The sequence below is a fragment of the Candidatus Neomarinimicrobiota bacterium genome (genome assembly GCA_017656425.1).
Taxonomy (GTDB): domain Bacteria; phylum Fidelibacterota; class UBA2242; order UBA2242; family B5-G15; genus JACDNV01.
In genome coordinates, this window is record JACDNV010000003.1 from 152,822 (window position 1) to 177,009 (window position 24,188).

Below are 24,188 nucleotides of genomic sequence, written 5' to 3' on the forward strand. Positions count from 1 at the left end.
TCGGTGGATAGAGGGCCCCCCTAACCGGGACCGGCCCTATTTTTGTCTTTAGTTTCTTTGTTTCACACAACTGCAACACTATCAATGTTTGTAAATACATTTCCTTTCAACCTCTCCTCTGTCAAAGCCGTAACAATAACTTTGTTTTTTACACTCACTATGAATGCCCGATTCCCCATTAAAATAAGGGAATTTCTCGCACCTTTCTCCCCAACCATATTTACGCCTTCTCTCAATCTTCTAATCTCATCGGAATTTAAATCAATATTTCTTTCTTCTAGTCTCTTAATTGCATGAGCAGAAAACTTCAAACCATTCAAACCTTCAACCTTAGTTTTGAGTACATCCTGGAAGCATAAGTTTTTCTTATTCTCCATTTGTTTCTGGATATTCTCGGTCTTTTTCTCATTAATTTTCTGAGCAGAATCAACTTGCTTTGAAATACTTAGTTCATAAACCTTCATAGCTCATCCTCACTGATCTTTTTTACTATATTTCCCATATCCAGAATTTCCATAACATTCGAAAAAGCAATTTTTTCGTCACCAACCATAAGTATTGCTCTACCATCTTCATACTTAACTCCAGAAACTATTCCAACCAGATATGTGGTCACATTAATACTATTTCCGTCTTTATCATACGCTTTTACTTCAAATCTGTATTCTCCGTCAATGACTGTATTACCATCGGAATCTTTTGCATCCCACTTAATGCTATTTTCACCTGATGACACATTTTCTTTTTCAATTTTTTTTACAAGGTTACCGGATGAATCATAAATACTAGCAACCACCTTTTTGGCACTAGAATTCAACCTGAAATAGATGCTTTCTGCCTGACCATTTGAAATATTGATCGTACTGCCAATTGCCTTAACTTTCTTACCTATTAGTGTAGTAGCAAGAGTATTATTTAATATTTGAGTTAGGTAGGTATCAACTTGTATTCCTTCCTGAAGACTTTTATTAATACTGCTTAGCTGCTCTAGAGAAGACAGTTGTGCAAGATGTGAAGTGAATTCCTGGTTACTCATTGGTGATAAAGGATCCTGATACTGAAGTTCCTTGATTAAAAGCTGTAAAAACTCATTCTTATTTAGCTTAAAATTTTCTGTCAGCCCCTCCAGGCTTTGTGACAGATTATTTGAGGTTATTCCACTTAACTCATCCATGATGAACCTCCCCCTCTATGCGAGGATTTCCATTGTGTTATAACCAAGGTCCTTAAAACCTTTTACCTCCTTTCTATCATCATTTTTTTCTGATAAATCAGAAATTTTTTCTGAATGGAAATTATTATTATTATTGGTATGATCACCTGCGCTATGTCTATTCTCCTTTCTGTTATTGAAAACCTCCACATCTATATTATCAACTGAAAACCCTTTCTGATAGATTCTATTCTGTATATCAGGCAAAATTTTCCTTATCTGTTCTTTTATATTTTCATTCTGAACCAGTATTTCAATCCTTTCATTATCCTCATTTTTTCTTCCAATAAACACCATATCTCCATATTCACCGGCATCAACACGAATAGTTGTCCTGAAAATTCTGTTTGAACTACCAAACATCTGATTGTGAACCTCGATAATCCTATTTATCAATAAATTTCTGATATTAACCTGCTGATACCTGTCGTTTATTTCACCCTTCGCCTGGGTAACTTTTTGCTCAAAAGCTATGCTCTTATCGGTAGAAGATTCATTTTTTACCTGCCTACCATCCAATTTTGTGTTATTGTTTCTGGTTACCAGTTCCTTTTTGACATCTTTTCCTGCAAAATCAGATAATTGTCTATCTTCATCAATAATTTTTGTGGAATCTTGTTTCTTATCAGACTCATAATCGACCCTCAAATTAGATATCCTACCAGTTTGATTCTTTAGGGTAAGATTTAACCGCTCATTAAGATCTTTATTATCACCAACAGCATTCTTCTTTCTACTTTCATCAGCTTCAATAGGTTCATTAACTTTCTGAGGATCAACTCCTGAATGACTTACTTTTTGAGTTTTTCTTTCTTTAGCAGAATTTACTATTACAAAATCCCTATTATCTAAATGCTTTCCTAACTCTACGCTCTGCTTTTTACCTTCCACAACTTCTTCTTTAGTATTAACTATATTATGGCCTAAAGCATTATTTTTATCTTTTGCAATTACACTTTTTTGGTTATTAATCTTAATTTTTCTATCAACTAAACCATCTGTCTTAACCTTAATATGCCTCTTAAAATCATTATCACTACTCTGAGAAACCTTTAAACTACTATTATTAAATTTACCAGCTTCCTGCTGTCTTTCACTTTTTGGGTTTTGTTTCAGAGTAGGATCAATATTTACCGCTACTTTTGTATTTGTTTCTATTCTTTTACCACGATCTAACTTTAATTTATCATTATTTGTTGTTACAATATCTGAGCCACGCATTTTAATAATATCTGCCTTTTCATTAGTCTTTAAATCATTTATCCCATCAGTTAACTTTCCGTGGTTTTCAGGGGATTTAATTATAACACTTTTTCTATGAGGAAATAATTCCCCTTCCCGATCTATAATTCCACCCTTTTGAACTCTTAGCTCTCCATCTTCTACAATATCCTTTACAGACTTGGCTGAAACTTTAACATTGCTACTTTTTAGTACCACTTCATGATTATCTGTGATATTATATGTTTCTCCAAACTTATCGCTTTTAGCATCCACAATATTCTTATCTACAGAGATACTGCAACGAATGTTTTCTAGGACGTTATGTTTCTCATTTTCATCACTTCCTATCCTAATACCATTATTTTTTCTTAAAAGTATACTAATTGACTTTGCAGAAATACTTTTAATCCCTGAAATATCTTTTATATCAGCGTACTTACATAAATTCGACCCCCTGCTACTTTTTAAATTTTTCGCAAGAATATGCAGATTAATCGAACCGATTTTACCTGAAAGATTTTTCATCAGTATTTCAAGAAAACTCTTAGGGAATGTATTTGCAGGTTTAATTCCTATACCGGGAATCACGCCAATTCCATTTTTTTTCAGTAACTCTAATAAATTGATTTTCTCGTTCATGAGCCACCCATCTCAGCGATTTTTTTCGTTAAACGTGCTGCTCTTTCAGAGGGAAGAGCCCTAAGAATATTTTGCCTCTTCCTTGATGTCATATTAAAGTATATATTAATTATTGTATTATCATCGACATTACTTAAGATAGGGGCAATTTCTTCAGGCGTCATCGCCTCATAGGTTTTTGCAAGTTCCTTTATACTATTTTCCCTAACTGTATACATCTCAAGCTGCTTTTTTAAATCTTCAATAGTTTTCTCATACCTATAAACAAGAGCTGATTTTGTAGAAAGTTCATTCTCAAGACTATCAGATAAAACCCTATATTTAAATAATTCTCTTCTCAGTCCATAATTAATTTTTTTCAAACTATCAATAGCTGTATATATCATATCATTTTTTATACTTTCAATTTTCCCCTCTCCAATATATCCTCCTTCTATCGGAAATAGGAAAGTAAGTAAAACGGTAAGTACGCCACTAAGAATAAAAAAGATAACCACCATTACTAACAGCATTTTAAAGCTTGGCATATTCTATTTACCTTTTGCTGCTGTTATTTTTCTCAATGCTATTTCACTATTGATTTTTGTTTCCTCTTTTTTTTGTAAGTTTAAAGTATCTAGTTTAAACTTTTCCTCTAACTGTTCCATAATTCTTTTTTCTTTATGAACCTTTGATAGTTCATCCCTCACTTTATCAACTTTCTCTGCAAAATCTGAAACAGTCTTAATCTGCTCATCTATCATCCTGTTTAACTGCTGAATATATTCGGATTTTAACCTGAGATAAATAAGAGAATTATCATGAGTATCCTTTTCTAAGGTTTCTTCTTTAATAGAGTTAAGTCCTTTTAACTTTTCTTTTTCAACCTCGAGTTCAGAAACTCGTGCTTTTAATTCAATCTTTTTATTGTCCTCTAGCGACTTCTTTACATCTAAAATTTTTCTATATGGAAATTTCCTTCTCTTCATACTACTGTATCCTGCTAATTCTGTTATATATTTCTTTCAATTGATTTAAAGTTTCCTCAAAGCTGCATCTCTCTTTCATATCCTGTCTGAGGAATCTATTAATGTGGTTTATATTTTCAATTGCCAGATCAACCTCTGGATTACTACCTCTTTTATAAGCTCCAATGTTTATCAAGTCCTCAGACTCAGTGTAATTTGCCAGTACTTCGAGAAATCTCTGAATGCATCTTTTATGTTCTGTAGAGCAAATCTCACTTCGCAACCTGCTTACACTTGCCAATACATCGATGGCGGGATAATGACCTTTATTAGCAAGCTTTCTTGATAATACAATATGTCCGTCGAGTATTGCTCGAGATGCATCACTAATCGGTTCATCGAGATCATCACCCTCAACAAGGACGGCATATATTCCCGTTATGCTACCCTTATCTGATGTTCCTGCTCTTTCTAATAATCTCGGCAAAAGTGCAAATACTGAAGGCGTGTAACCTTTCGTTGTTGGAGGTTCACCCGATGCCAGTCCAATTTCCCTTTGAGCCATTGCCACTCTTGTTAGAGAATCCATCAACAACAACACATCCTTCCCCTGGTCCCTGAAATATTCAGCGATGGTAGTAGCAATCAGTGCCCCTTTAACCCTGACCATTGCAGCTTGATCTGATGTAGCCACTACAAGGACGGAATTTTTTAAACCCTCTTCACCAAGATCTCTTTCAATAAACTCACGGACCTCCCTACCTCTTTCACCTATAAGTGCTATAACATTTACATCAGCATCCGTAAATCTTGCCATCATCCCCAATAATACACTTTTACCAACACCACTGGCAGAGAAAATTCCTATCCTCTGACCTTTACCAATTGTAACAATACCATCTATAGCCTTTATTCCTGTCACCAGAATATCTTTTATCCTTTTTCTCTTCAATGGAGAAGGAGGTTGGTTATAAACTGGGTATTTTAAATCGGAGTATATTATTCCTTTTCCATCTATGGGCATACCCATTCCATCCAGTATCCTGCCCAGAAGATTTTCTCCCACAAAAATAGATAAAGGTTTTGGACTTCTTCTTACTTTATTCCCCGGAGAAACACCCACTGTTTCATCCAAAGGCATCAAAAGAACACTATTTTCAGAAAATCCCACTACCTCTGCTTTGATTTTATATCCAGTGTCAGTATAGACGTAACATAGTTCTCCAATAGTTGCCCCAGGAAGTGTTGCCTGCATAATTAAGCCGATTAGTTTTTGGACTTTTCCATCGATCTGGGTTGACTCAATCTTTTCAAGCAATTCTTCTTTTTCGGATATAATATTGCTAAAGCTCATTTAAAATTCCTTAAAAAGCTCTGATTCAATATTTTCAAGTTCTCTTCTAATAGTGCTCTCAATTATATAATTATCTGTTTCGAGGATGCACTCCCCAGGTTTTAAGCAATCATCCTCAATAATAATAATTCTTTGATTTGGTGTTATAGGAAAATCTGGGTTTTCACCAATATCACCAAAACTACCAGCGATCTGCGGGCTGAGTTTTATAGTAATTTTCACCTGATCTGTAAGTTTCTTGAGTAATGTTTTAATTTTATTTCTTGCAATTTCGATACTCTTATCTTCAACTGTTGTATGAATAATTTTCTCAGCTACTTTAAGAGAGTAACGAACTAGCGGATCTTCCAGAGATTCAATCGCCTGATTAAACTGCTCTTTTAGATTTAAAATACTTTGCTGTAACTCAACTTTTAATGTTTCTATCTCTTCTTTCACTTCTTTTCGACCTATTTTAATACCTTCTTCATAACCTGCCTTATAGTAAATCTGCGATGCTTTAGCAAGTTTTTCTTCTATCTCTTTAATTCTTTTTAGATAAATATTTTCTGTTATAGTATCTTTTTCACCATTCCCACCGGCTAATATTTCCTCCTGAGGGATATTTCCTACCTTACCTTCTTTCTGCAATTCTCGGTTCAAGTATATATTCTTTACTTCCTTCTCAAGTCTTAATTTAAATTTCATTCAATTATTTCCTCTTCTTCTGTTGTAAGCACTATTTCTCCAGACTGTTCTAAGTCTCTGGCAATGTCAACGATTCTCCTTTGTGCTGCTTCAACATCTCTAACTCTTACAGGACCAAGATACTCCATTTCATCCTTTAGCATTTCTGCAACGCGCTCCGAAACATTTCTCATTATCTTTTCTTTTAACTCTTCACTTGCTGCCTTTAACGCCAAGGCAAGGGTTTTTGTGTCAACCTCCTTCAAAATTCTTTGTATAGCAAAATCTGAAACTTTGACCATATCTTCAAACAGAAACATCATACTTGCTATCTGATCCGCAAGCTCAGGGTCCTTTTGCCTGATACTATCCAGAACTGACCTCTCAATTGACCTGCTAACAGAATTTAATATCGATGCTACCGTTTCGGGTCCGCCAACTTTTTGTAAATCTGAACCAAATGCTGTATCAATTTGTTGCTTTAATATTGATTCTATATCCTTTATGAATTCCTGACTGGTCCTTTCCATAGTAGCGATTCGGAAAGCAATATCCGCCTGCATATTTTCAGGTAGCTGGGAGATTATAGAAGCTGCCTGTTTCGGCTTCAAGTTTGAAAGAATTAAAGCAGCTGTCTGTGGATTTTCATTACCAAGAAAATTGATGAGTTGCTTTTCATCAAGACTTTGCAGCAGATGAAATGCGCTTACCTCAGTGGCAGCTTCAACTCTTTCAATTAACTCCTCAGCTTTTTCCCTTCCATACGCTGCCTCAAGCACTTCCCTGGCATATTCAATACCACCTTGCAGTATATACTCATTAGTTAGTGTTAGCTGATAAAATTCTTCAATTACCTGTCCCAGTACATCAGCCGATATCTCTTTTAATTGAGCAATCTCAATACTTAGCGCTTCAATTTCTGATTCGGATAAATGCTTCATTATCTCAGCTGCTGTTTGTGTTCCTAATGCTATCATTATTATTGCTGCTTTCTTTTGTGGCGTCAGCTTCTCCTTTTCCGCCATCACTCCTCCTGAAGAGTTAAGATGTTGACTGCTTAATTAAAGATTTGATTAGCTGAGCAGCTCCTTCGGGGTTTTTCTTTGCATATTCTATGACTTGCTGAGTCATTTTATCTTTTGCTCTAAGTTTAGCCCTGGCTTCAGGTGACAGTTTGGTTAAATACTTTTCTTCAAGTTCTTCAATAGCTTTTTCTTCTTCTATCTTTTCAGGGGATGGTAGCTCAGCCCCTGGTTTTGAAGGTGGTAATTGTTGAGCTTTCTGCATAGCGGGTAATTCCCCCAAAACAGTTGTTGTCGTTTTTATCAAACCTTTTATTAAGAAAAATACAGCGACAATTGCAACAAATAACAAAGCCTTTGTCAAAATGTTCTTAAATAAATCCCTCTTTTGTAACTGGGTAAAATATTCCTTTTCCATTTCTACAGCTGTCTGGTCAAATTTTAAATTTTGGACTTCAACTATATCCCCTCTATCTTCACTATATCCTATTGCACTTTTTACAAGAGAAGCGATCTGGTTTAATTCTCTATTATCACGAGGTATATATCTTTTTACTTCTCTTCCCCTATTATCTCTTACTGTTTCGTATCTACCATTAACAAGAACAGCAACGGATATCCTTTTTATCCTGCTCGGCTCGCTGGAATAATGCTCAACTATTTTCCCGAGCTCATAGTTTGTAACCACATTTTCCCTTTTATGCTGTTCGGTTGCATTGTTTGCGGTATCACTTGATACGATAGCTTCGGAGTGATTTTCTTCACTGACAACCACAACATTGTCTGGATCATATCTTTCCACTGTCCTTTCAACCCTATCAAAGCTCAAATCAACCGCCACCTTTACAACTGCATTATTTTTTCCGACAACATTTTCAACAATTTCTTTAACTTTTTTCTGTAACTTATCTTCTATGTTATGCTTCAAATCCCATTGAGTACCAGCTGCACCAAGTTTTGACTCCTCCTCAGGACTTCTTGTTAAGATATTGCCTTCAGTGTCTACCACAACTACATCAGAAGCATTAATACCATCAACACTATTTGCAACGAGGGACTGAATACCTTTTACCTGACTATCAGTTAGATATCTTCCCGGCTCAAGAAATAATACAACTGATGCAGAACCATTCTTTCTTTCTTCAAATAACCTTTCCTCAGGTAGGACGATATGAACTCTACAGCTTTTTACTTCGGGAAACTGGCTGATGGTTTTCGTTAACTCACCCTCAAGAGCCCGTCTCATATTAAGCCTTTGCATAAATGTGGTCATACCCACTTTAGCATTATCAAAAATCTCGTAACCAACAATCTTCATCCCCGAATATCCTTTCTCGGCAAAATTTAACCTTAATTCAGCAACTTTATCAGAAGGAACCAGTATAGTTCTTCCACCATCACGTAGTCGATAGTTGACTTTCATTTCTCTCAGCTCAGTAACAATTTCACCCGCAATAGCAGGATCCATCTCTGTATACAATACGCTATACTCAGGTCTGTTTGCCCATATAACTAAAGCAATAATAGAAGATATAATACCTACAAATATTGCAATTATCAATATTCTCTGACCAATAGTGTAACGCTGCAAAAATTTCCCTAATAATTCTATCAACCTTCTCATATCTTATACCGGCATCCTCTCAATTTCTTTATAGGCCTCTACCAACTTATTACGTATTTCAAGCATTAAATTGAAACTTAATCTAGCTTCTTCCATTTTCACCATCGCTTCAGTCAAATCATCTGATTTGCCCGTTATAACATCACTAACTTTTTCTTGTGACTCCTTTTGTGCAGAGTTAACGGCTTCAAGAAAATTCTTAATTGTCTCACCAAAATTAATTTCCTTAGTTTTCTGGTCCTTTTTAATCTTCTCAACTTCATTTATAAGATTTAAATTTACAGCATCATTTACTTTCAATTTTCCCTCCTTAGCCTTTTACATCCAAAAGCTTCCCTTTGACAATTTGATCAATATTAACTTTACTACTATAGAAATTGAATTCTTCCGGTTTACTATATCCAAATAGGAAATACAGCGTTATTTTCTCCTCCTCAGTCAATAATTCTTTACCTTTTTTTTCATTTAAAATTTCCTCATTTTCGATAATCTTTAAATTATCGGAAAATTTATCCTGCAGGTTTTTCTCATCTCTAATTAACTTCTCCGACTTATTAAATTCTTTAATAAGGTTGTTATAATTGTTTATTACATCATTGATTTTCATATAAAACCTATAACCTCAAAATCCTTTTCGCCATTTCTTTTGCTGAATCCATTATTGTCACATTTGCCTCATAACTTCTGACTGCCGAGATCATATCTACCATTTCATTTATCACCTCTACATTTGGCATTCTTACAAATCCATTCTCATCAGCTTTAGGATTATCAGGATCATAAACCAGTTTTTCACCTGGTATCTCTTTAACCTTAAAAATCATTTTTTTGTCTTTAACATTATCCTTTAAAAAGTGAGGCCGGTTAATATGTTTAGTATTAGTAGTTTTTAAACTCACTTTCAACTCATCAAAAAAACCGAAACCTGATTTTTCCCTGTCGACAAATTCGACAACTTTTCTATGATAAAGGTTTCCTTTCTCATCCGGTAGTTTTTCAGCATTGGCAATATTTTCTGATATTAATTCAACTTTTTTCATATAGGTACTTAAACCCTGAAAAGCATTTTTAAAAACCTTAAACACACCACCCATATCCATGACTACCTCTATAATTTCCCTTTAATACTTGAATTTAATTTATCATAAATACCTCTTAAGACCCTTGTCACGAAATCATGTCTTACCTGGTTTTCAGCTAATTCTGACATTTCTCTATTAATGTCGACTTCGGAATCACCTTTCTTTATACTCAATGTGCTCTCTGTTATTTCATCAGGTAGACCTTGCACGTGCTTATTACGCGTGATATGTAGTTTTGATAATTTTTCCTCTGTCTGTAGAATATGTCTGAAATCGGTATTTTTCCGCCTATAATATGGATTAGCAACATTTGAAATGTTTTCCGAAATAGCCTCGTGCTGCTTTTCAAGCGCCTTTATCGCTCTCTTTACCAAGTTTATATATTCATTATCGATCAAGTTCACACTCATACCAATTTTAACATATCCAATATCTGTGCCATAAATATATTTCTTTGGTTTTAATTCCATAAAATATTACAATCTCGTATTGCATTGTATTTCAATTTATTATTGGATTATGCTTATTTATAAAGGACTAAATATAGCTGTTATATTTTGTTGGGGATACTTTAAAAGGGAAAAATTTTCCACTTTAATGAATTATTATCAGTCTTATACAAATTCCTCAGGTAGCAAGCCAAGTTTCCTGTATTCATTTAATTTATTACGCAGTGTCCTGACGCTAATTCCCAGTAATTTTGCTGCGTGAGTTCTGTTGTTTCGTGTCTTCTTCAAGGCATTAAATATAAGTTTGCGTTCCATTTCCGCAAGACTCATAACATAGTCAAATTCACTCGTTTCCTTTGAACCAATCTCATCTATTTCCACCTGTAAATGTTTCCGCTTTATAACACTTTCTTCTCCACTTAATAGTATTGCCCTTTTTATTACATTCTCCAGCTGTCTTATATTTCCAGGCCAACGGTACTTCATCAAATGACCTATAGTTTCAGGATCAACCCTCTTTTCTCTACAATTATTATATTTATCCCCATACTTTCTAATAAAATGCTCTACAAGTAAAGGTATATCCTCTATCCTCTCTCTTAGCGGTGGGATATAAATAGGAAACACATTCAGCCTAAAAAACAGATCCTCTCTAAACTTACCACTGACAACTAGTTGTTTAATGTCTCTATTTGTGGTAGCTATTATTCTTACATCAACAGGGATTTCCTTTGTGGAACCGACCCTAGTAATTTTACCCTCTTGTAAAACTCTGAGTAGTTTAACCTGCATTGAAATAGGTATTTCACTTATTTCATCAAGTAAAAATGTCCCTCCATTGGCTTCCTCGAACATTCCTTTAAATGTTCGCATGGCGTTTGTAAAAGCACCTTTCTCATGACCAAAAAGAGTACTTTCGAAAAGTGTCTCTGGTATAGCGGAACAATTAACCCTTATAAATGGACCATCATTTCTATCACTACTATAATGAATTGCCTCAGCAATTAATTCTTTTCCAGTACCACTTTCACCCTGGATAAAAACAGGCATATCTGTCCTTGCAACAATATCAATCTGCTCGAGAATTTTCTTAATAACCTCACTTTTCCCCACTATCTTTTTGTATTTTTCCTCCCTATCCAGTTTTCTCTTTAGCTCCTTATTTTCATTTTTCAAATACTGATAGTTGAAAAAGTTTTCTATCCTGGTCTTTAAATGAGATATCGAAAAGGGTTTGGTAATAAAATCGTATGCACCCTTTTGAAGTGCTTCAACAGCTCTTTCCACTGTTCCATACGCTGTAATTATAAATACTCCTATCCCCGGATATTTTATCTTTATAATCTCCAGTAACTTAATTCCATCCATGCCTGGCATCATAAGATCAGATATAACGAGATCATAACTATTTTCCTCGAGCATATTCAGTGCAGTCTCACCATCCTTGGCATCAGAAACTTCATAACCTGATTCTTCCAGAGCTTCTTTTAAAATTGTCCTCATACTATAATCATCTTCAACTATTAGTAATTTTTTCCCAGGCATAACCCCCTACCTATCCAATAACTAACAAAAATTAATAATATTATATTAATACGTAAATAAAAATATGGAAAAATTTGCCTAATTTACAATTTCACTTAGGCTCTTCTTCATCTTTTATATCATAGGCTCTTGATAGAGTCTCGCGGTCTGCTCCAACTTTTTTATATATTTCTCCAGGTATGTTTCTTTTTATATCAGTCGATGGAATTAGCTTTTTGACTTCCTTTTCAAGATTCTCTTTCTCTTTTTTCAAATTTGAAATTTGACTATCTTTGGATTTTAGTTCACGGCGCATTTTAAAATATCTGGTAGCTACTTTGATGGCTACCGCCACCAACTCCGATCTAATTGGCTCCATTATAAAAAAATCGGCAATTCCCTGATCAAATAGTTCCTTTACGTCTAAAACCTGGGTGATATCATAAGTTATTATAACAAACCGATTCTCAAGACTAAGTATAAATTGTTTTAACTGCTGATTAATTAAGGAATTTTCAATAACAATGATAAAAAATTCCTGATTATTTTTTTCGATCTCGGAGATACCATTATATATCTTGATATCAGCTTCTATATCTTCGATGGAATATTTTACAAGTTTTCTTAAATATTCATTAGATGTTATTACGCACAGATTTATATTGTCCATTATGAAATAATTGATTTAAAAAGATTTTCTTTAAGGCTTATAAATATATCTCCGAATTTTTCGCCATCTTCTGGATAGTTTGCAAATCCGTATGCTAAGGCAATATAACTTTTCTTAACTTGATTAAAATATTTATCCTTTATTCTCTTTCTAATTTCCTCATATCCCTTCTCGATGTCAATTGGATGTAATCTGGGTATAGCTACAATCAAAGTATCTATGCCATCGTTTAAGACCTCTATATCACTACCGAACTTATTTTTTATCTCAGATTCAACGTCACTTAAAACTGCATTTATATCTTTGGTTTCATCAAAATCCACTATAGGAATTAACCTAACAAGTGAAAAAGTCACACCTTCGTTGAGATTTTGAGCCTCACGTAATTTATCTCTAATCAGCTTTTGAACGACACTCTCATAATTTGATTCGGTTTTGATTCCCCCGCAGATCATTCCAATCGCTGGCGCAATTTGTATTGAGATAATACTCCAGAGTTTTATATAATCCTCGATAGAAAAAACACCATCACTAGGCAGGTCAAAAACACAAAGGAATCCATATACCTCATCCATATACTTTATTGGAACTACAAAAGATAAACCATAATCTTCTTTTATATCCAGACTTCTTGAACCAACCTTTATCTCCTTATTAAGTTTATCCAAAACTATTATCTCTTCACCATTGATCTTTTTCCCATTAATTTCTTCTCCTAAGGAGAAATAAAAATTTTTACCAAACTTATCAGAAATGCCATGTGAGGAATCAACAACGAACCTATCCCCCTTCTTTAAAAGGAGCGCCATCTTTTTAATTTTCAATCCTTCGGTTATTGTATCAATTATGATACCTTTTGCAAAGTCTACATTATCAACCTGATAAAGTATAGAACAAACCTCATAAAGTGTAGTTACAGTATAAAGCATTTCTTTCATTTTATTTGTAAGCGCAGAATTTTCTCTGCTCAGATATAACTTTTCTGCAGCTCTATTTAAAACTACAAGGAGTTCCTTCAAATTAAATGGCTTACGTATATAATCATACACCCCATATTTTATTGCTTCGATTGCACTATCTGTGGTTGCAAAACCTGTAATTATTATAACCTGAGAATCCTTGTTTAAATCTTTTAACTTTTTTACTATATCCATACCAGTAAAATGAGGCATTACTAGGTCAGTAAGTATTATATCGAAGTTCTTTTCTTCAATCATTGACATAGCCACTTTAGAATCGTCAGTTACCTCCACATTATATCCTTTTTCAGATAAAAAGAATTTCAATTGATCCAATATTAATTTTTCATCATCAATAATTAATACTTTTACATCCTCAGGTTTAATTTCCATCTACTTTCTCCTCATCTAATTTTTCAAAAATTAACTCATCACCCAACTTATAAACCTTTACTCGTTCGTAACTTTTTGTGGTAAGATGATTATAATTTCCAAAGGTTAGAATGACATTGCGATGAAGCACTTTATTCACTATTATACATTTATCAGAAAGGACCTCCTTATCAAAATGATCACTCTCTTTTTCTTCCTCCAGTAACTTATTATATTGTTCTTCAAGTTCCTTCAGCTTCACTATGGATTCAACGAGTTCCCTAATTTTAGCTTCTGATAATGAGGGTGCTCTCTCTTTAAGAAGTTTCAGGAATGCTACCTTTTTACTCACTAAAGAAATCTGTTCATTAAGTTCTTCTCTCATCTCAGCAAATTTACTCTTACGAAACTCCACTTCTAATAATTCAGTAGCAGCAATGCCAACTTCAGTTAGGATTCCCTGCTCACTTCCTATTTCATTAGCTATGATTTTGTTTTTTGCAAATACTTTTCCACCTCTGATTATTCCCTCATTATTATTAACTATAACATTTCCATCACATTCGACATTTGAATTTATTATATATCTTTCTACAAGAATATCATTCTTCACTTTAACAAAGGCGTCCTGTATGTAAGTAGACTTAAGATTGTTACCCGACTTAATTCTCGCCCTGCCATGCCCAATAATACCTAATCCAATTATTACATCCCCATTTTTGGATGTTACATAACCTGCTTCTACACTTCCACCAATGTGAACCGTCCCAGCAGCTTCAACAAGAAAACCTGATTTTACATCTCCTTCCACATTTAGAGATCCAAGGGTTTTAATATTTCCACTACTATAATCAACATTTTTCACTGTGATAACTTTATCAACATTTACTTTACCATTCTTAAGGTATGCATATCCATCTATATCAGCATAAAGTGTGAGCCCATCTTCTGAAATAGTTGTATTTTTGCCACCTGGCAAACTTACATCTTTGCCTGGGATAACAATTTCCTCACCAGTCACTGCTATCCCGGGTCTACCAGATGTCCTCGGGAGCTTACTTACAATCTCCTGACCTTTCTTCACATATTCAAACAATTTGAGCTCTTTTAAATCTACATAATCTTCTTCATTATCAATTGGCTTTGTTGATATGTCAACATACCATACAAGTTTAGCATCTTCGCCAGGTACTGGAGGAGTCCCATCAGCAATTAACAAATTTTTAACAGGCTCTTTTTTCTCTAGCAATTTATTTATAATATTTTCTTTTATCCCATGTGTTACTCCAGACTTCCATATCATGTCCATTAATTCCACTTTTGAAGGGATTTTATCCTTTTCATCAATTGTTATATAAGCTTTTAGCTTATCCTCAGATATCTCTATTTTCATTTTAATGTCACCACATCATTTATATTCAAAATACACTTCTGCTTCATTTCCACAACCACATATGAATTTAATGCCCACAATTTCATCACCATCATAAATTGGGTCAATTTTTACTTCACGCTCTTTCTTTAAATCACCACCTATAATTTTTTTATCACCTTTAACAGAAGCACTTTTTAATACCTTTGGAATTCTTTTTGCACTTTCCTGTATAAAAGGCAAATCTTTTAAAATATCAGATTTATTTTTCATTCAATATCCCCGCTCTTAAATATATTATCAATATCTTCCTGACTTATATTTTTATGTCTAACTTTATCCTCAATCTTATTTTTAAATTCCTCACTTAATCTATTAAAACCTTCGGTCTGCATCTCTGCCTCTATAGCTGCAATGATTTGTTTACCTACCTTTGTTTTTATTTTTATACCCCTTATCTTTTTAAATAATTCTGTAAACTTCTGATTTATCGCTGTAAGTATCTCATTAGCATGCTCCAGTTTCTGAGCGGTTATATCCTGAAACTGCAGAGCATACATAATATTCATTAGATCATCCTTTAGCCTTTCTATTTTGTCAAAATTTTCTTTTGTAGTCTCCTTTTCTATATATTCGAGGGTTTTAAAGACATTCTCAAGTCTATCCAAAATCTCTTGAGTAGCCATTTCTGTTGTTTTATTCACATCAATAATTCTATCTTTTGCATCAGGCAGAGTAAACTTGGTATCAGTAATAGAACTAATTGCATGAGAAAGAAGAGGGACTACTTCTTTAACAAATTTAAACAAATCACTCAAGAATGGTAGGATCTCATCTCCAATTCTAAAAAATTCACGCATTTCTTCAATTTTAATAAGTATCTCCTCATAGTTTTCACTTACCTTCATAACGCCACCCTATTTATTTAAAACATCATCAATTTTCTCTTTCAAAACATCCGGAGTAAATGGCTTGATTATATAACCTTTTACTCCGAGTTTTACTGCTGTTATCACATCTTCTTTCATCCCCCTTGTCGTAATCATTATAATAGGAATATCTCTCAGTGAATCATTCTTTTTTAATTCAGTAACAAATTGCTCACCATTCATCTCAGGCATATTCCAATCAGTTAATATTAAGTCATAGCTTTCCTTACCAAGCATCTCTAAAGCTTCCAGCCCTCCTGACGCTTCGCCAATATCCGTATATCCAATTTTATTTAATGCATTCACAATAATTCTTCTCATCGTGGGAGAATCATCAACAATTAATATTTTAATATTAGCCATTTTTAAATTTCCTCCTGTTGAATAAAATCCTTTATTTTTTCAAGACTGAGCTGGATATCTTCCTCCAAATCATTTAAACTTATATCTTCAAGGACATCAAACCTTTCTTTCAAATAATTAATACTTTTTGTATCATTTAAAATATTGGTACTCATAAATCCTAACTCTATACGATTTGCAAGATAATCTGCTAAATTTATAATACTCGCGATATCTTTCATATATATATTTTCAATCTTATCGATTTCATGATGCTTTCCAATTATTATGACAAACTCCTCTGGTAAATTCCACTCTTGTGCAATTAGCTCTCCTGCTTGATCATGAGAAATTCTCAAATACTTTTTCTCTATTTCAGCACCAATCTTATCAGTATCGCTTGTTTCTTCAAAAGCTTCAATGAACCTTTTCTCATCTATGCGATAAAGAACTATTTTACCAATGTCATGAAGTAATCCATGGGAATAGATTCCGCTATGTACAGGCACACCAACTCTATCCGCAAGCGTTTGGGCTATATAACCACAGGCTATTGAATGTTTCCATAGTTGTTTCCAATTAATTTTGTGTTTTCCAGATGGGGTTAGTATCTTTATTATAGAAAAAGCAATTGCTATTCTGCTTATTTCATTGAAACCAAGCAAAACAATCGCATGCTTTAGTGATTTTACTCCGTACCTCAGACCATAATATGCCGAATTAGCAACCCTTAACACTTTCATTGCTAGAGGAGGATCCTTTTCTATTACTTCAAGAATTTTATTTATAGTTATATCTTCATCTCTGACAATTCTTAGTATTTCTGTAGCTATACTCGGCAATGTTGGAAGATTTTTTATCTCTTTTATCCTTTGAGCTATTTCATAATTCATTACGTCACTCATAATATTTCATTCTCAATTTCTCAAATCAAATGCCAAATACATTCTCAGTCATGTTAGTACTTCCCATAAAAAGCAAATAGGGAATTTTAACCACTTAAATGTTCAACCAGTATCTCAGGAATTTTTTCCAGATGAGCAATCTTTTTAATACCTCCAATTTCAATTGCTATCTTAGGCATTCCAAATACGACACAGCTTTTTTCATCCTGAGCAATTGTATAAGCACCACTCTCCTTCATTACCTTTATACCTTCAGCCCCATCCTTACCCATACCGGTTAGTATAATTCCAATTGCATTAGGACCAGCGTACTTTGCTACAGACTTAAATAAAACATCAACAGATGGTCTATGTCTTGATACCGGTGGACCATCTTTTATTTCAACGTAGTACCTGCTACCTGACCTTCTTAGTAACATATGTTTATTGCCGGGAGCAATGATTGCTCTACCCATTAAGACAGAATCTCCACTTTCACCCTCTTTTACCTCAATTTCGCAAACTTCATTCAACCGGTCGGCAAAACTCTTAGTAAAATTTTCAGGCATATGTTGAACTATAACAACTCCAGGGATCGTATTGGGCATATGCTTCAATAAATATTCTATTGCATGAGTCCCTCCGGTGGAAGCTCCAACAGCAATAACTTTATTAGTTGTTTTTAGTAAATGAAGTTTCTCTTTTATTTCAGGTCTTATTTTAGGTACTACAGCCTTATCAAGTCTCGCTTTACTTGCAGCTTTAATCTTTTCAATTAACTCATAAGCCATATCACCAACTGTATAAGATGGGCCAGGTTTACAAAGGACATCTATAGCACCATTTTTCAGAGATTCCAATGCCAAATGACTACCCTTTGGAGTTAGTGAAGATACAACGACAACTGGAAGAGGATAGTATCGCATTAATTTTTTAAGGAATGTGAGGCCATCCATTCGAGGCATTTCAATATCAAGAGTTATAACATCAGGCTTTAAATTCACTATTTTTTCTCGAGCTTCATATGGATCAACTGCTGATCCTATAACCTCTATCTCAGGATCTTTTGATAATTCTTTCGTAAAAATCTGCCTTACTATTGCCGAATCGTCAACGATTAGTACCTTAATTTTACCCATCTAATCCTCAAATTGAAAATGTATTAAAACTGGATAATCATCAACAATACAAAGAATTGAGTCCTCGTTATTATAATAGGAGTTCCAGTCCTTCTTCTTTATTCTTTTAATCTGAGGAACAGTGAGATCAAAAACCGCTTTTTTCCCTTTTAAATCAGTAAGCACATGACCACAGGTAACATTTAATATCTCTTTTAAAGCGTCCTCAGCACAACTCGAAACTTTTTCATCGTCCGGCTCTACGCCCAAGAAATTGGCAGCGATCTCCGGGCACATCTTTTCAGGGACAATCAGTGATAACTTGCCTCTTCCTTCACCCTTAAAAGTCATAAATGCCAGTAGAAAACTATCGTATTCAATCTCAAGCTCCTCTTCATCCACTTCATCACCAAACATAAATGCCGATTTTTCAATAGTCTCATAAAACGCATTTTTAATAATCTCCTTAGACTCATCACTCAACATACTTAAACTCCCCCTACTACTTCATCAACAACTTTCTTTAACATCTCTGGTTTAAAAGGTTTTCTAATATATGCACGCACTCCCTTTGATTTTAAATCATCGATTCTTGTCTCACTTCCTTCTGTGGAAATTATTACAACAGGAATTGAACTCAATATTCCATCCCTATTCATAATATCTATCATTTCCAACCCTGTCATAACTGGCATGTTTATATCAACAAAAACAAGGTCAATCCATTCCTTATTCAATATTTCCAGTCCTTCTCTACCATTTTCTGCTTCAAATACAGTACTAGTTGGTACACCGGCTATATCAAGAGATTTCTTAATAACAAACCTAACAACCTTCGAATCATCAACAATTAAAACATTAAGTCCCACCTTTAATCCTCCTTTATAGAGAAAATAAACTTACTTTAATTTTTTCAAGTTCGTCTATCATAAAGCTAGCTGTTTTTTCAATTACTTTTGAAGTGATTTTATATTTCTTCAACAAACTACAGTCAGCTCTATAAAAAAGGCCATCGACCCCCATTCCGAATCCCACAATCCTGGATATCGAATCCGATATATGAACACAAATAAGAGATATATTATTTTCATTATACCTGTTAATGTCATGGTGCCCCTTCACAACTTTTATTATACTCTCTGGCAATTCCCATGCTTCAAGCAGCATCCCTCCAATTTCTCCATGGTCAATACCTATGACCTCCCTTTCCGCTTCATTATAAGGGACACAATTACTAATCGAATAATCTATAACCTTGCTAATATCTATATTAAGGTAATTTCCAATTACAATCTTACCTATATCATGGAGAATACCCGTTGTGTACAAATAATCAGGTTTTCTAACACCAAGCAAGTCTGCCAGTCTTTCAGCCCCAATAGCTGTTGTAACCGAATGTTCCCATAGTTTTCCTGGAGGTATATCATAACCTTTTACCTCTTTAGACAATGTCGGTGTCAAAAAGTACATTGTTACTATTTCAAAAATTTTAGTTGCACCTAAACGAACTACTGCTTGTCTTATATCATCAATAGGTTTTATTGAACCATAATATGCTGAATTAACCACCTTTAAAATATATGCAACCAGTGCAGGATCATATTTAACTATCTCTGAAAGCCTCTTAAAGTCCACATCAGGACTATTGACAATTTCATAGATTTCCATAACGATAGCAGGTATTGCTGGTATCTCCTTTATTTTTGATAATATATTTTCCTTTTTAATCATATTTCATACTCTTCTTTGCCTGATTTGACTATAACTTTGCCTGATCCCATATCAAGCAACATAGTTCTGGGCTTCGAACCTCCCACATCCTCACCAGAAATCAAAATGTTATTTTTCCATAAAAATTTTCTTACAACCATATAATTTTTTTCTCCAATTCTGAAAAAGTTATTATCATCAAGTAATGTAGCACCACCCGCCACTTTTGCAATAAGATTTTTTCTTTCGCCACCAAGGTCAAATACTTTTTTCAATAATAATTCCATTCCCAGATCAGTAAACATGAATGGATTTCTCTTTGCTTTATCGGGATCAGCTTTCGATAATGGTAACATACTGTGTAACATTGCACCAACTAGATTCTCAGGATCATATAATACCACGCCAATACATGATCCAAGGGCATATGTTATAAGCACATCTCCATTCCCAGTAGTAAATTTCATATCTGCTATTTCAACAACTTTTATCACCTTTATACCTCACTTTTAGATATTACCTTTTACCATCACAAATTCAATATATTTTGCCTGCTTACATACTCAATTGCTTTATAAGATGTTATCTTTGATAATCTGTTAACAATATCAACAACTATTTCCATCTGTCTGTTTATAATCTTTATAATCTCAAGTACCTTCTCATACTCACCTTTATCAAAAAGGGGATATATCATTTCGAAATAACCGGACATTACCTGTAAAGGCTGATTTAACTCATGACATACAGCTCCCGTAAGCTCCAACATCCCTTTTAATTTTTCTCTTTCCATAAATTCATATTTAACCTTACTCTTTTCTAAAGCTAATAATAAAGTCTTCACAAATAATCCAACCTGTAAAGTCTCCCTTATCAAATAATCATCTGCTCCATTCTTTAAAAAATCCATAATTAAACTTTCGCTATCCTTCATAGAAACAAGAACAACAACAGGTAAGTCTTTATATGTACTCCTGAAAATTTTGAACCGCCCAATTCTATCGCCACTTTCAATAATTGAATCATATATAACTAAATCTATACCATTAAAAATATTTCGATTTTTGCTTTCCATATGATAAACACACCCAACAAAAAAGGTGATCTTCTTATAATTATTCAAAACCGACATTAAGGTTTTACTGAACTTATCATCATCTGATACTATTTTAATTTTAAATGGATTATTCTTCATCCTTTTCCACCGATGGCTTTAAATATACAGATGGCTTAACTACTTTAAAACCGACTTCCATACCAATAATACTCTCAGAATGTCCTAGAAAAAGGTATCCTCCTGGTTTCAATAATCTATATAATTCCCTTACAAGAGACTCCCTTATAGAACTGCCAAAATATATCATAACGTTTCTACAAAATATCACATCAAGAGGACCTTTAAGCGGTAAGGGGAAATAAGATAGATTCAATCTTCGAAAAATAATATAGTTCTTAACAAAATCTGTAACTTTATATTTAACCTGACCATTTTCAATTGTCCGTATAAAAAATCTCTTCTGATAGTTGTACGGAACGTTCCGCATTTTCTCCTCATCATATTCACCCTTCTTAGCCCTATTTATAACATCAGTAGATATATCCGACCCAAGAATTCTTAAATCCATATCAGCATATGTGGGGATTGAATTTAAAATTGTAAAAGCAATACTATAAGTTTCCTCGCCCGTAGAGCATCCTGCTGACCATATTCTAAATCTTCTATATCCACTATTGACCCAGCTTATCATTATTTCCTTAAGAAAATCAAAATGATCAGCTTCTCTAAAGAAACTTGTAACATTTGTAGTGATCACATCAATCATCTGTATTATTTCATTACCCTCTCTATCATTAATCAGATACTCAAGGTAATCATTATATGAATCTATCCTTAATGCCCTTAACCTTTTATTTAGCCTTGCACTTACTAATGCTTTTTTCTGATCAGTCAATCTTATACCACTTAGGTTATACACTATTTTTCTTAATTCTTCAAAAGTCTTATCATCTATCATCTACACTCTAAAAATCTTCTGAAATATCATCATCTTCTAAGCCAATTACTTTTTTATCTTTTATTTGTAATCCTTTTTCTTTTGCCAAATTTTCCGAATCTTTAATTTCTACCAAATCTAATTTACCTTCCACTGACTCTGTACCATCGCCACTCAGTGTAAAGGATTCAATCATTGATGAAAGTTCCATTGCTTGAGAATTTAACTCTCCCGCTATACTTGCGGACTGTTCAGAGTTGGAAGCATTCTTTTGAGTAACTGCGTTCATCTGATTTACGGAGATGTTCACCTGTTCAATACCTTCTGCCTGCTCCTTACTTGCAGCCGCTATCTCCTCAATTATCTGCAATACCTTATTAGCACTCTCCGCTATCCTATCAAATACCTCTATCGTCCTGTTTACCTTCTCTACACCCCTGTCTGCACTCCTACCTGAACCCTCTATCATTACTGCCGTATTCTTCGCCGCCTCCGCTGACCTCTGTGCTAAATTCCTTACCTCCTCTGCTACTACCGCAAACCCTTTCCCTGCTTCTCCTGCTCTCGCCGCCTCTACCGCCGCATTCAACGCTAACAGATTCGTCTGAAACGCTATCTCATCTATCGTGTTCACTATCTTACTCGTCTCTACCGAACTCTCCTTTATCTGCTTTATCGCTTCCTCTAACTCCCTTATTGCCTCTCTCCCCTCCTTTATTACCCTGTCTGACTCATTCATCATCACTCTCGCTTGACCTGTATTGTCTGCATTCTGCTTCACCATACTGCTCATCTCTTCCAAACTGCTCGATATCTCCTCAAGTGAACTCGCCTGCTCATTTGCACCCTCCGCCAAACTCTGACTGCCTGCAGCAATCTGCTTTGCAATCGAAACTACTCTACCAACCGCTATTTTTACCTGCTTCAGAGTCTCCTCAAGGTTATCCAATGCTTTATTTACATTATTCTTGAATTCTGCAAGCTCACCTTTATATTCACCTTTAACCCGAACTCTCATCTCTTTTTCAGCAACCCCTTCAAAAACTTCCATAACTTCTTTCATTGGAGTTATCAAAGCGTCAAGAGTTCTATTAATTCCTTCCACCAGACTTGCATATTCTCCTTTGAACTTTTCTGGATTACCTCTCCGACTTAAATCACCTTCTAATGCAGCATTATTGAGCGTTTTTATCTCATCAATTACCCCTCTTAAGGAATCTATAGAAGAATTAATACCTCTTTTTAGTTCATCAAAATAGCCTTTGTATTCAATTCGAATCTCATCAGGCAATTCACCATTACCAATCTGATTTATATAATCCCCTACAATTTCCAGTGGTTCAACAAGAGAATCTATCGTACTATTAACAACGACACCAATATCTTCAAAATCTACTCCAAGCCCTTTTTTATCAATCCTTTCATCAATATTTCCATTTTTTATTTCCCTTCCAAGGGCTTTAATCCTATCAACTAATCTTTCAATGTTAGCTGTTATAACATTCCCAAGTAAAATAGTAATCACAACCATGGAAATGCCCATCAAAATAGAAAAATTCAATAAGGTTTTTCTCATATTGGAGTGGGTTTCCTTTAATCCCGAAATGCTTGTCCCTGTTATTAAACTATAATTTTTCCTAAAAATTTCAATATCTGACTTCCTTAATATAACATTAGGAGCAATAAGTACTCCAACAGAATCAAAAGCATTTAAACTTATACTATCTGTAAATGTTGTATCTCTGTATAGAGCGAAAGATTCACCCTGCTCATTTCTTACTTCAAGGTATTTTATCTCTTCAGATGAACCCACTCTATTAAAAACATCCTGGATAGACTCATAATCACTGAATTCGAGATATGTTTCTATAGACTGAAGAAGCATTTTAGACATTGTTTCATTTTGCTTTAAAAATAAATCCAGACTAGCTTTATATGTGCTTTTGGGAACTATAACACCAAATAAAATGGAAGCTGCAATTCCTATCATTAATATTACAATAACATATCTGCCTCTTATACTTATCCAGTACTTTAGTGTTAAAAACTGGGAGAAAAACTTTAATATCCTTTTAAACATTTTAACCCCCAAAT

General features: G+C 34.2%; 29 protein-coding genes. All 29 read right to left on the reverse strand.

Annotated elements, in window-relative coordinates:
- Positions 1-62: 62 nt before the first annotated feature.
- Positions 63-464, reverse strand: a complete 402-nt coding sequence (locus H0Z29_03405) for a hypothetical protein (GenBank protein MBO8130549.1) — start codon at positions 462-464, stop codon at positions 63-65.
- Entirely contained in the window at positions 461-1,174 is a 714-nt protein-coding gene (locus H0Z29_03410; protein ID MBO8130550.1) for an Ig-like domain repeat protein, read from the reverse strand. Before H0Z29_03410 ends, H0Z29_03405 begins: the two co-directional genes overlap by 4 nt.
- Before the next feature lie 15 nt (positions 1,175-1,189).
- Positions 1,190-3,076 (reverse strand): flagellar hook-length control protein FliK, encoded by a 1,887-nt coding sequence (locus H0Z29_03415; GenBank protein MBO8130551.1) that lies wholly within the window; start codon positions 3,074-3,076, stop codon positions 1,190-1,192.
- Positions 3,073-3,603, reverse strand: a complete 531-nt coding sequence (locus tag H0Z29_03420) for a hypothetical protein (GenBank protein MBO8130552.1) — start codon at positions 3,601-3,603, stop codon at positions 3,073-3,075. Before H0Z29_03420 ends, H0Z29_03415 begins: the two co-directional genes overlap by 4 nt.
- 3 nt (positions 3,604-3,606) lie before the next feature.
- Positions 3,607-4,044, reverse strand: a complete 438-nt coding sequence (fliJ, locus tag H0Z29_03425) for a flagellar export protein FliJ (protein ID MBO8130553.1) — start codon at positions 4,042-4,044, stop codon at positions 3,607-3,609.
- A 1-nt stretch (position 4,045) separates the two neighbouring features.
- Complete coding sequence (gene fliI / locus H0Z29_03430; protein MBO8130554.1) at positions 4,046-5,377, reverse strand: flagellar protein export ATPase FliI; 1,332 nt, start codon at positions 5,375-5,377, stop codon at positions 4,046-4,048.
- Positions 5,378-6,064: a hypothetical protein gene (locus H0Z29_03435; protein ID MBO8130555.1), complete on the reverse strand. Its 687-nt coding sequence runs from the start codon at positions 6,062-6,064 to the stop codon at positions 5,378-5,380.
- Entirely contained in the window at positions 6,061-7,068 is a 1,008-nt protein-coding gene (fliG, locus tag H0Z29_03440) for a flagellar motor switch protein FliG (GenBank protein MBO8130556.1), read from the reverse strand. Before fliG ends, H0Z29_03435 begins: the two co-directional genes overlap by 4 nt.
- Before the next feature lie 16 nt (positions 7,069-7,084).
- A complete protein-coding gene (fliF, locus tag H0Z29_03445) occupies positions 7,085-8,689 on the reverse strand; it encodes a flagellar M-ring protein FliF (protein MBO8130557.1) in 1,605 nt (534 codons plus the stop codon).
- A gap of 3 nt (positions 8,690-8,692) precedes the next feature.
- Complete coding sequence (gene fliE / locus H0Z29_03450; protein ID MBO8130558.1) at positions 8,693-8,989, reverse strand: flagellar hook-basal body complex protein FliE; 297 nt, start codon at positions 8,987-8,989, stop codon at positions 8,693-8,695.
- Between the two features lie 10 nt (positions 8,990-8,999).
- Positions 9,000-9,296, reverse strand: coding sequence for a hypothetical protein (locus H0Z29_03455; protein ID MBO8130559.1), 297 nt, complete (start codon positions 9,294-9,296; stop codon positions 9,000-9,002).
- A 7-nt stretch (positions 9,297-9,303) separates the two neighbouring features.
- The gene (gene flgC, locus H0Z29_03460; GenBank protein MBO8130560.1) at positions 9,304-9,783 is read right to left on the reverse strand and encodes a flagellar basal body rod protein FlgC; all 480 of its coding nucleotides are present in this window, start codon (positions 9,781-9,783) and stop codon (positions 9,304-9,306) included.
- Positions 9,784-9,797: 14 nt separating this feature from the next.
- Positions 9,798-10,241: a hypothetical protein gene (locus H0Z29_03465; protein ID MBO8130561.1), complete on the reverse strand. Its 444-nt coding sequence runs from the start codon at positions 10,239-10,241 to the stop codon at positions 9,798-9,800.
- 144 nt (positions 10,242-10,385) lie between these two features.
- Positions 10,386-11,765: a sigma-54-dependent Fis family transcriptional regulator gene (locus tag H0Z29_03470; GenBank protein MBO8130562.1), complete on the reverse strand. Its 1,380-nt coding sequence runs from the start codon at positions 11,763-11,765 to the stop codon at positions 10,386-10,388.
- A 91-nt stretch (positions 11,766-11,856) separates the two neighbouring features.
- A complete protein-coding gene (locus H0Z29_03475) occupies positions 11,857-12,414 on the reverse strand; it encodes a hypothetical protein (GenBank protein ID MBO8130563.1) in 558 nt (185 codons plus the stop codon).
- Positions 12,414-13,766 (reverse strand): response regulator, encoded by a 1,353-nt coding sequence (locus H0Z29_03480; GenBank protein ID MBO8130564.1) that lies wholly within the window; start codon positions 13,764-13,766, stop codon positions 12,414-12,416. Before H0Z29_03480 ends, H0Z29_03475 begins: the two co-directional genes overlap by 1 nt.
- On the reverse strand, positions 13,756-15,138 hold the full coding sequence (locus H0Z29_03485; protein ID MBO8130565.1) for a DUF342 domain-containing protein: 1,383 nt from the start codon (positions 15,136-15,138) through the stop codon (positions 13,756-13,758). Before H0Z29_03485 ends, H0Z29_03480 begins: the two co-directional genes overlap by 11 nt.
- A 15-nt stretch (positions 15,139-15,153) precedes the next feature.
- Entirely contained in the window at positions 15,154-15,390 is a 237-nt protein-coding gene (locus H0Z29_03490; protein ID MBO8130566.1) for a hypothetical protein, read from the reverse strand.
- A complete protein-coding gene (locus tag H0Z29_03495; protein ID MBO8130567.1) occupies positions 15,387-16,025 on the reverse strand; it encodes a hypothetical protein in 639 nt (212 codons plus the stop codon). Before H0Z29_03495 ends, H0Z29_03490 begins: the two co-directional genes overlap by 4 nt.
- A 9-nt stretch (positions 16,026-16,034) precedes the next feature.
- Positions 16,035-16,400 carry a response regulator gene (locus H0Z29_03500; GenBank protein ID MBO8130568.1) on the reverse strand — a complete coding sequence of 122 codons (366 nt, stop codon included), beginning with the start codon at positions 16,398-16,400 and terminating at the stop codon, positions 16,035-16,037.
- An 11-nt stretch (positions 16,401-16,411) separates the two neighbouring features.
- Positions 16,412-17,281: an HDOD domain-containing protein gene (locus tag H0Z29_03505; GenBank protein MBO8130569.1), complete on the reverse strand. Its 870-nt coding sequence runs from the start codon at positions 17,279-17,281 to the stop codon at positions 16,412-16,414.
- 98 nt (positions 17,282-17,379) lie between these two features.
- Positions 17,380-18,411, reverse strand: coding sequence for a chemotaxis response regulator protein-glutamate methylesterase (locus H0Z29_03510; protein MBO8130570.1), 1,032 nt, complete (start codon positions 18,409-18,411; stop codon positions 17,380-17,382).
- Entirely contained in the window at positions 18,412-18,876 is a 465-nt protein-coding gene (locus H0Z29_03515; protein ID MBO8130571.1) for a chemotaxis protein CheX, read from the reverse strand.
- Positions 18,877-18,878: 2 nt separating this feature from the next.
- Complete coding sequence (locus H0Z29_03520) at positions 18,879-19,259, reverse strand: response regulator (protein ID MBO8130572.1); 381 nt, start codon at positions 19,257-19,259, stop codon at positions 18,879-18,881.
- A gap of 13 nt (positions 19,260-19,272) precedes the next feature.
- The gene (locus tag H0Z29_03525) at positions 19,273-20,121 is read right to left on the reverse strand and encodes an HDOD domain-containing protein (protein ID MBO8130573.1); all 849 of its coding nucleotides are present in this window, start codon (positions 20,119-20,121) and stop codon (positions 19,273-19,275) included.
- Positions 20,118-20,567 carry a chemotaxis protein CheD gene (locus H0Z29_03530; protein ID MBO8130574.1) on the reverse strand — a complete coding sequence of 150 codons (450 nt, stop codon included), beginning with the start codon at positions 20,565-20,567 and terminating at the stop codon, positions 20,118-20,120. Before H0Z29_03530 ends, H0Z29_03525 begins: the two co-directional genes overlap by 4 nt.
- A gap of 62 nt (positions 20,568-20,629) precedes the next feature.
- On the reverse strand, positions 20,630-21,295 hold the full coding sequence (locus H0Z29_03535) for a hypothetical protein (GenBank protein MBO8130575.1): 666 nt from the start codon (positions 21,293-21,295) through the stop codon (positions 20,630-20,632).
- On the reverse strand, positions 21,285-22,112 hold the full coding sequence (locus H0Z29_03540) for a methyltransferase (protein ID MBO8130576.1): 828 nt from the start codon (positions 22,110-22,112) through the stop codon (positions 21,285-21,287). Before H0Z29_03540 ends, H0Z29_03535 begins: the two co-directional genes overlap by 11 nt.
- A gap of 10 nt (positions 22,113-22,122) precedes the next feature.
- Entirely contained in the window at positions 22,123-24,174 is a 2,052-nt protein-coding gene (locus H0Z29_03545) for a methyl-accepting chemotaxis protein (protein ID MBO8130577.1), read from the reverse strand.
- Between the last annotated feature and the right edge of the window lie 14 nt (positions 24,175-24,188).

What these genes read in the sequence shown, in the direction of transcription:
- H0Z29_03505 (MBO8130569.1), bottom strand. Translation starts at nt 17,281, where the DNA reads ATGAATTATGAAATAGCTCAAAGGATAAAAGAGATAAAAAATCTTCCA.
- flgC (MBO8130560.1), bottom strand. Translation starts at nt 9,783, where the DNA reads ATGGGTGGTGTGTTTAAGGTTTTTAAAAATGCTTTTCAGGGTTTAAGT.
- H0Z29_03495 (MBO8130567.1), bottom strand. Translation starts at nt 16,025, where the DNA reads ATGAAGGTAAGTGAAAACTATGAGGAGATACTTATTAAAATTGAAGAA.
- fliJ (MBO8130553.1), bottom strand. Translation starts at nt 4,044, where the DNA reads ATGAAGAGAAGGAAATTTCCATATAGAAAAATTTTAGATGTAAAGAAG.
- H0Z29_03515 (MBO8130571.1), bottom strand. Translation starts at nt 18,876, where the DNA reads ATGTTGAGTGATGAGTCTAAGGAGATTATTAAAAATGCGTTTTATGAG.
- H0Z29_03535 (MBO8130575.1), bottom strand. Translation starts at nt 21,295, where the DNA reads ATGAAGAATAATCCATTTAAAATTAAAATAGTATCAGATGATGATAAG.
- H0Z29_03530 (MBO8130574.1), bottom strand. Translation starts at nt 20,567, where the DNA reads ATGAAATTTACTACTGGGAATGGAGATGTGCTTATAACATATGCCCTT.
- H0Z29_03455 (MBO8130559.1), bottom strand. Translation starts at nt 9,296, where the DNA reads ATGAAAATCAATGATGTAATAAACAATTATAACAACCTTATTAAAGAA.
- fliI (MBO8130554.1), bottom strand. Translation starts at nt 5,377, where the DNA reads ATGAGCTTTAGCAATATTATATCCGAAAAAGAAGAATTGCTTGAAAAG.
- H0Z29_03465 (MBO8130561.1), bottom strand. Translation starts at nt 10,241, where the DNA reads ATGGAATTAAAACCAAAGAAATATATTTATGGCACAGATATTGGATAT.
- H0Z29_03545 (MBO8130577.1), bottom strand. Translation starts at nt 24,174, where the DNA reads ATGTTTAAAAGGATATTAAAGTTTTTCTCCCAGTTTTTAACACTAAAG.
- H0Z29_03485 (MBO8130565.1), bottom strand. Translation starts at nt 15,138, where the DNA reads ATGAAAATAGAGATATCTGAGGATAAGCTAAAAGCTTATATAACAATT.
- H0Z29_03420 (MBO8130552.1), bottom strand. Translation starts at nt 3,603, where the DNA reads ATGCCAAGCTTTAAAATGCTGTTAGTAATGGTGGTTATCTTTTTTATT.
- H0Z29_03435 (MBO8130555.1), bottom strand. Translation starts at nt 6,064, where the DNA reads ATGAAATTTAAATTAAGACTTGAGAAGGAAGTAAAGAATATATACTTG.
- H0Z29_03510 (MBO8130570.1), bottom strand. Translation starts at nt 18,411, where the DNA reads ATGGGTAAAATTAAGGTACTAATCGTTGACGATTCGGCAATAGTAAGG.
- H0Z29_03410 (MBO8130550.1), bottom strand. Translation starts at nt 1,174, where the DNA reads ATGGATGAGTTAAGTGGAATAACCTCAAATAATCTGTCACAAAGCCTG.
- H0Z29_03415 (MBO8130551.1), bottom strand. Translation starts at nt 3,076, where the DNA reads ATGAACGAGAAAATCAATTTATTAGAGTTACTGAAAAAAAATGGAATT.
- H0Z29_03490 (MBO8130566.1), bottom strand. Translation starts at nt 15,390, where the DNA reads ATGAAAAATAAATCTGATATTTTAAAAGATTTGCCTTTTATACAGGAA.
- H0Z29_03525 (MBO8130573.1), bottom strand. Translation starts at nt 20,121, where the DNA reads ATGATTAAAAAGGAAAATATATTATCAAAAATAAAGGAGATACCAGCA.
- H0Z29_03470 (MBO8130562.1), bottom strand. Translation starts at nt 11,765, where the DNA reads ATGCCTGGGAAAAAATTACTAATAGTTGAAGATGATTATAGTATGAGG.
- H0Z29_03475 (MBO8130563.1), bottom strand. Translation starts at nt 12,414, where the DNA reads ATGGACAATATAAATCTGTGCGTAATAACATCTAATGAATATTTAAGA.
- H0Z29_03405 (MBO8130549.1), bottom strand. Translation starts at nt 464, where the DNA reads ATGAAGGTTTATGAACTAAGTATTTCAAAGCAAGTTGATTCTGCTCAG.
- fliF (MBO8130557.1), bottom strand. Translation starts at nt 8,689, where the DNA reads ATGAGAAGGTTGATAGAATTATTAGGGAAATTTTTGCAGCGTTACACT.
- H0Z29_03480 (MBO8130564.1), bottom strand. Translation starts at nt 13,766, where the DNA reads ATGGAAATTAAACCTGAGGATGTAAAAGTATTAATTATTGATGATGAA.
- fliG (MBO8130556.1), bottom strand. Translation starts at nt 7,068, where the DNA reads ATGGCGGAAAAGGAGAAGCTGACGCCACAAAAGAAAGCAGCAATAATA.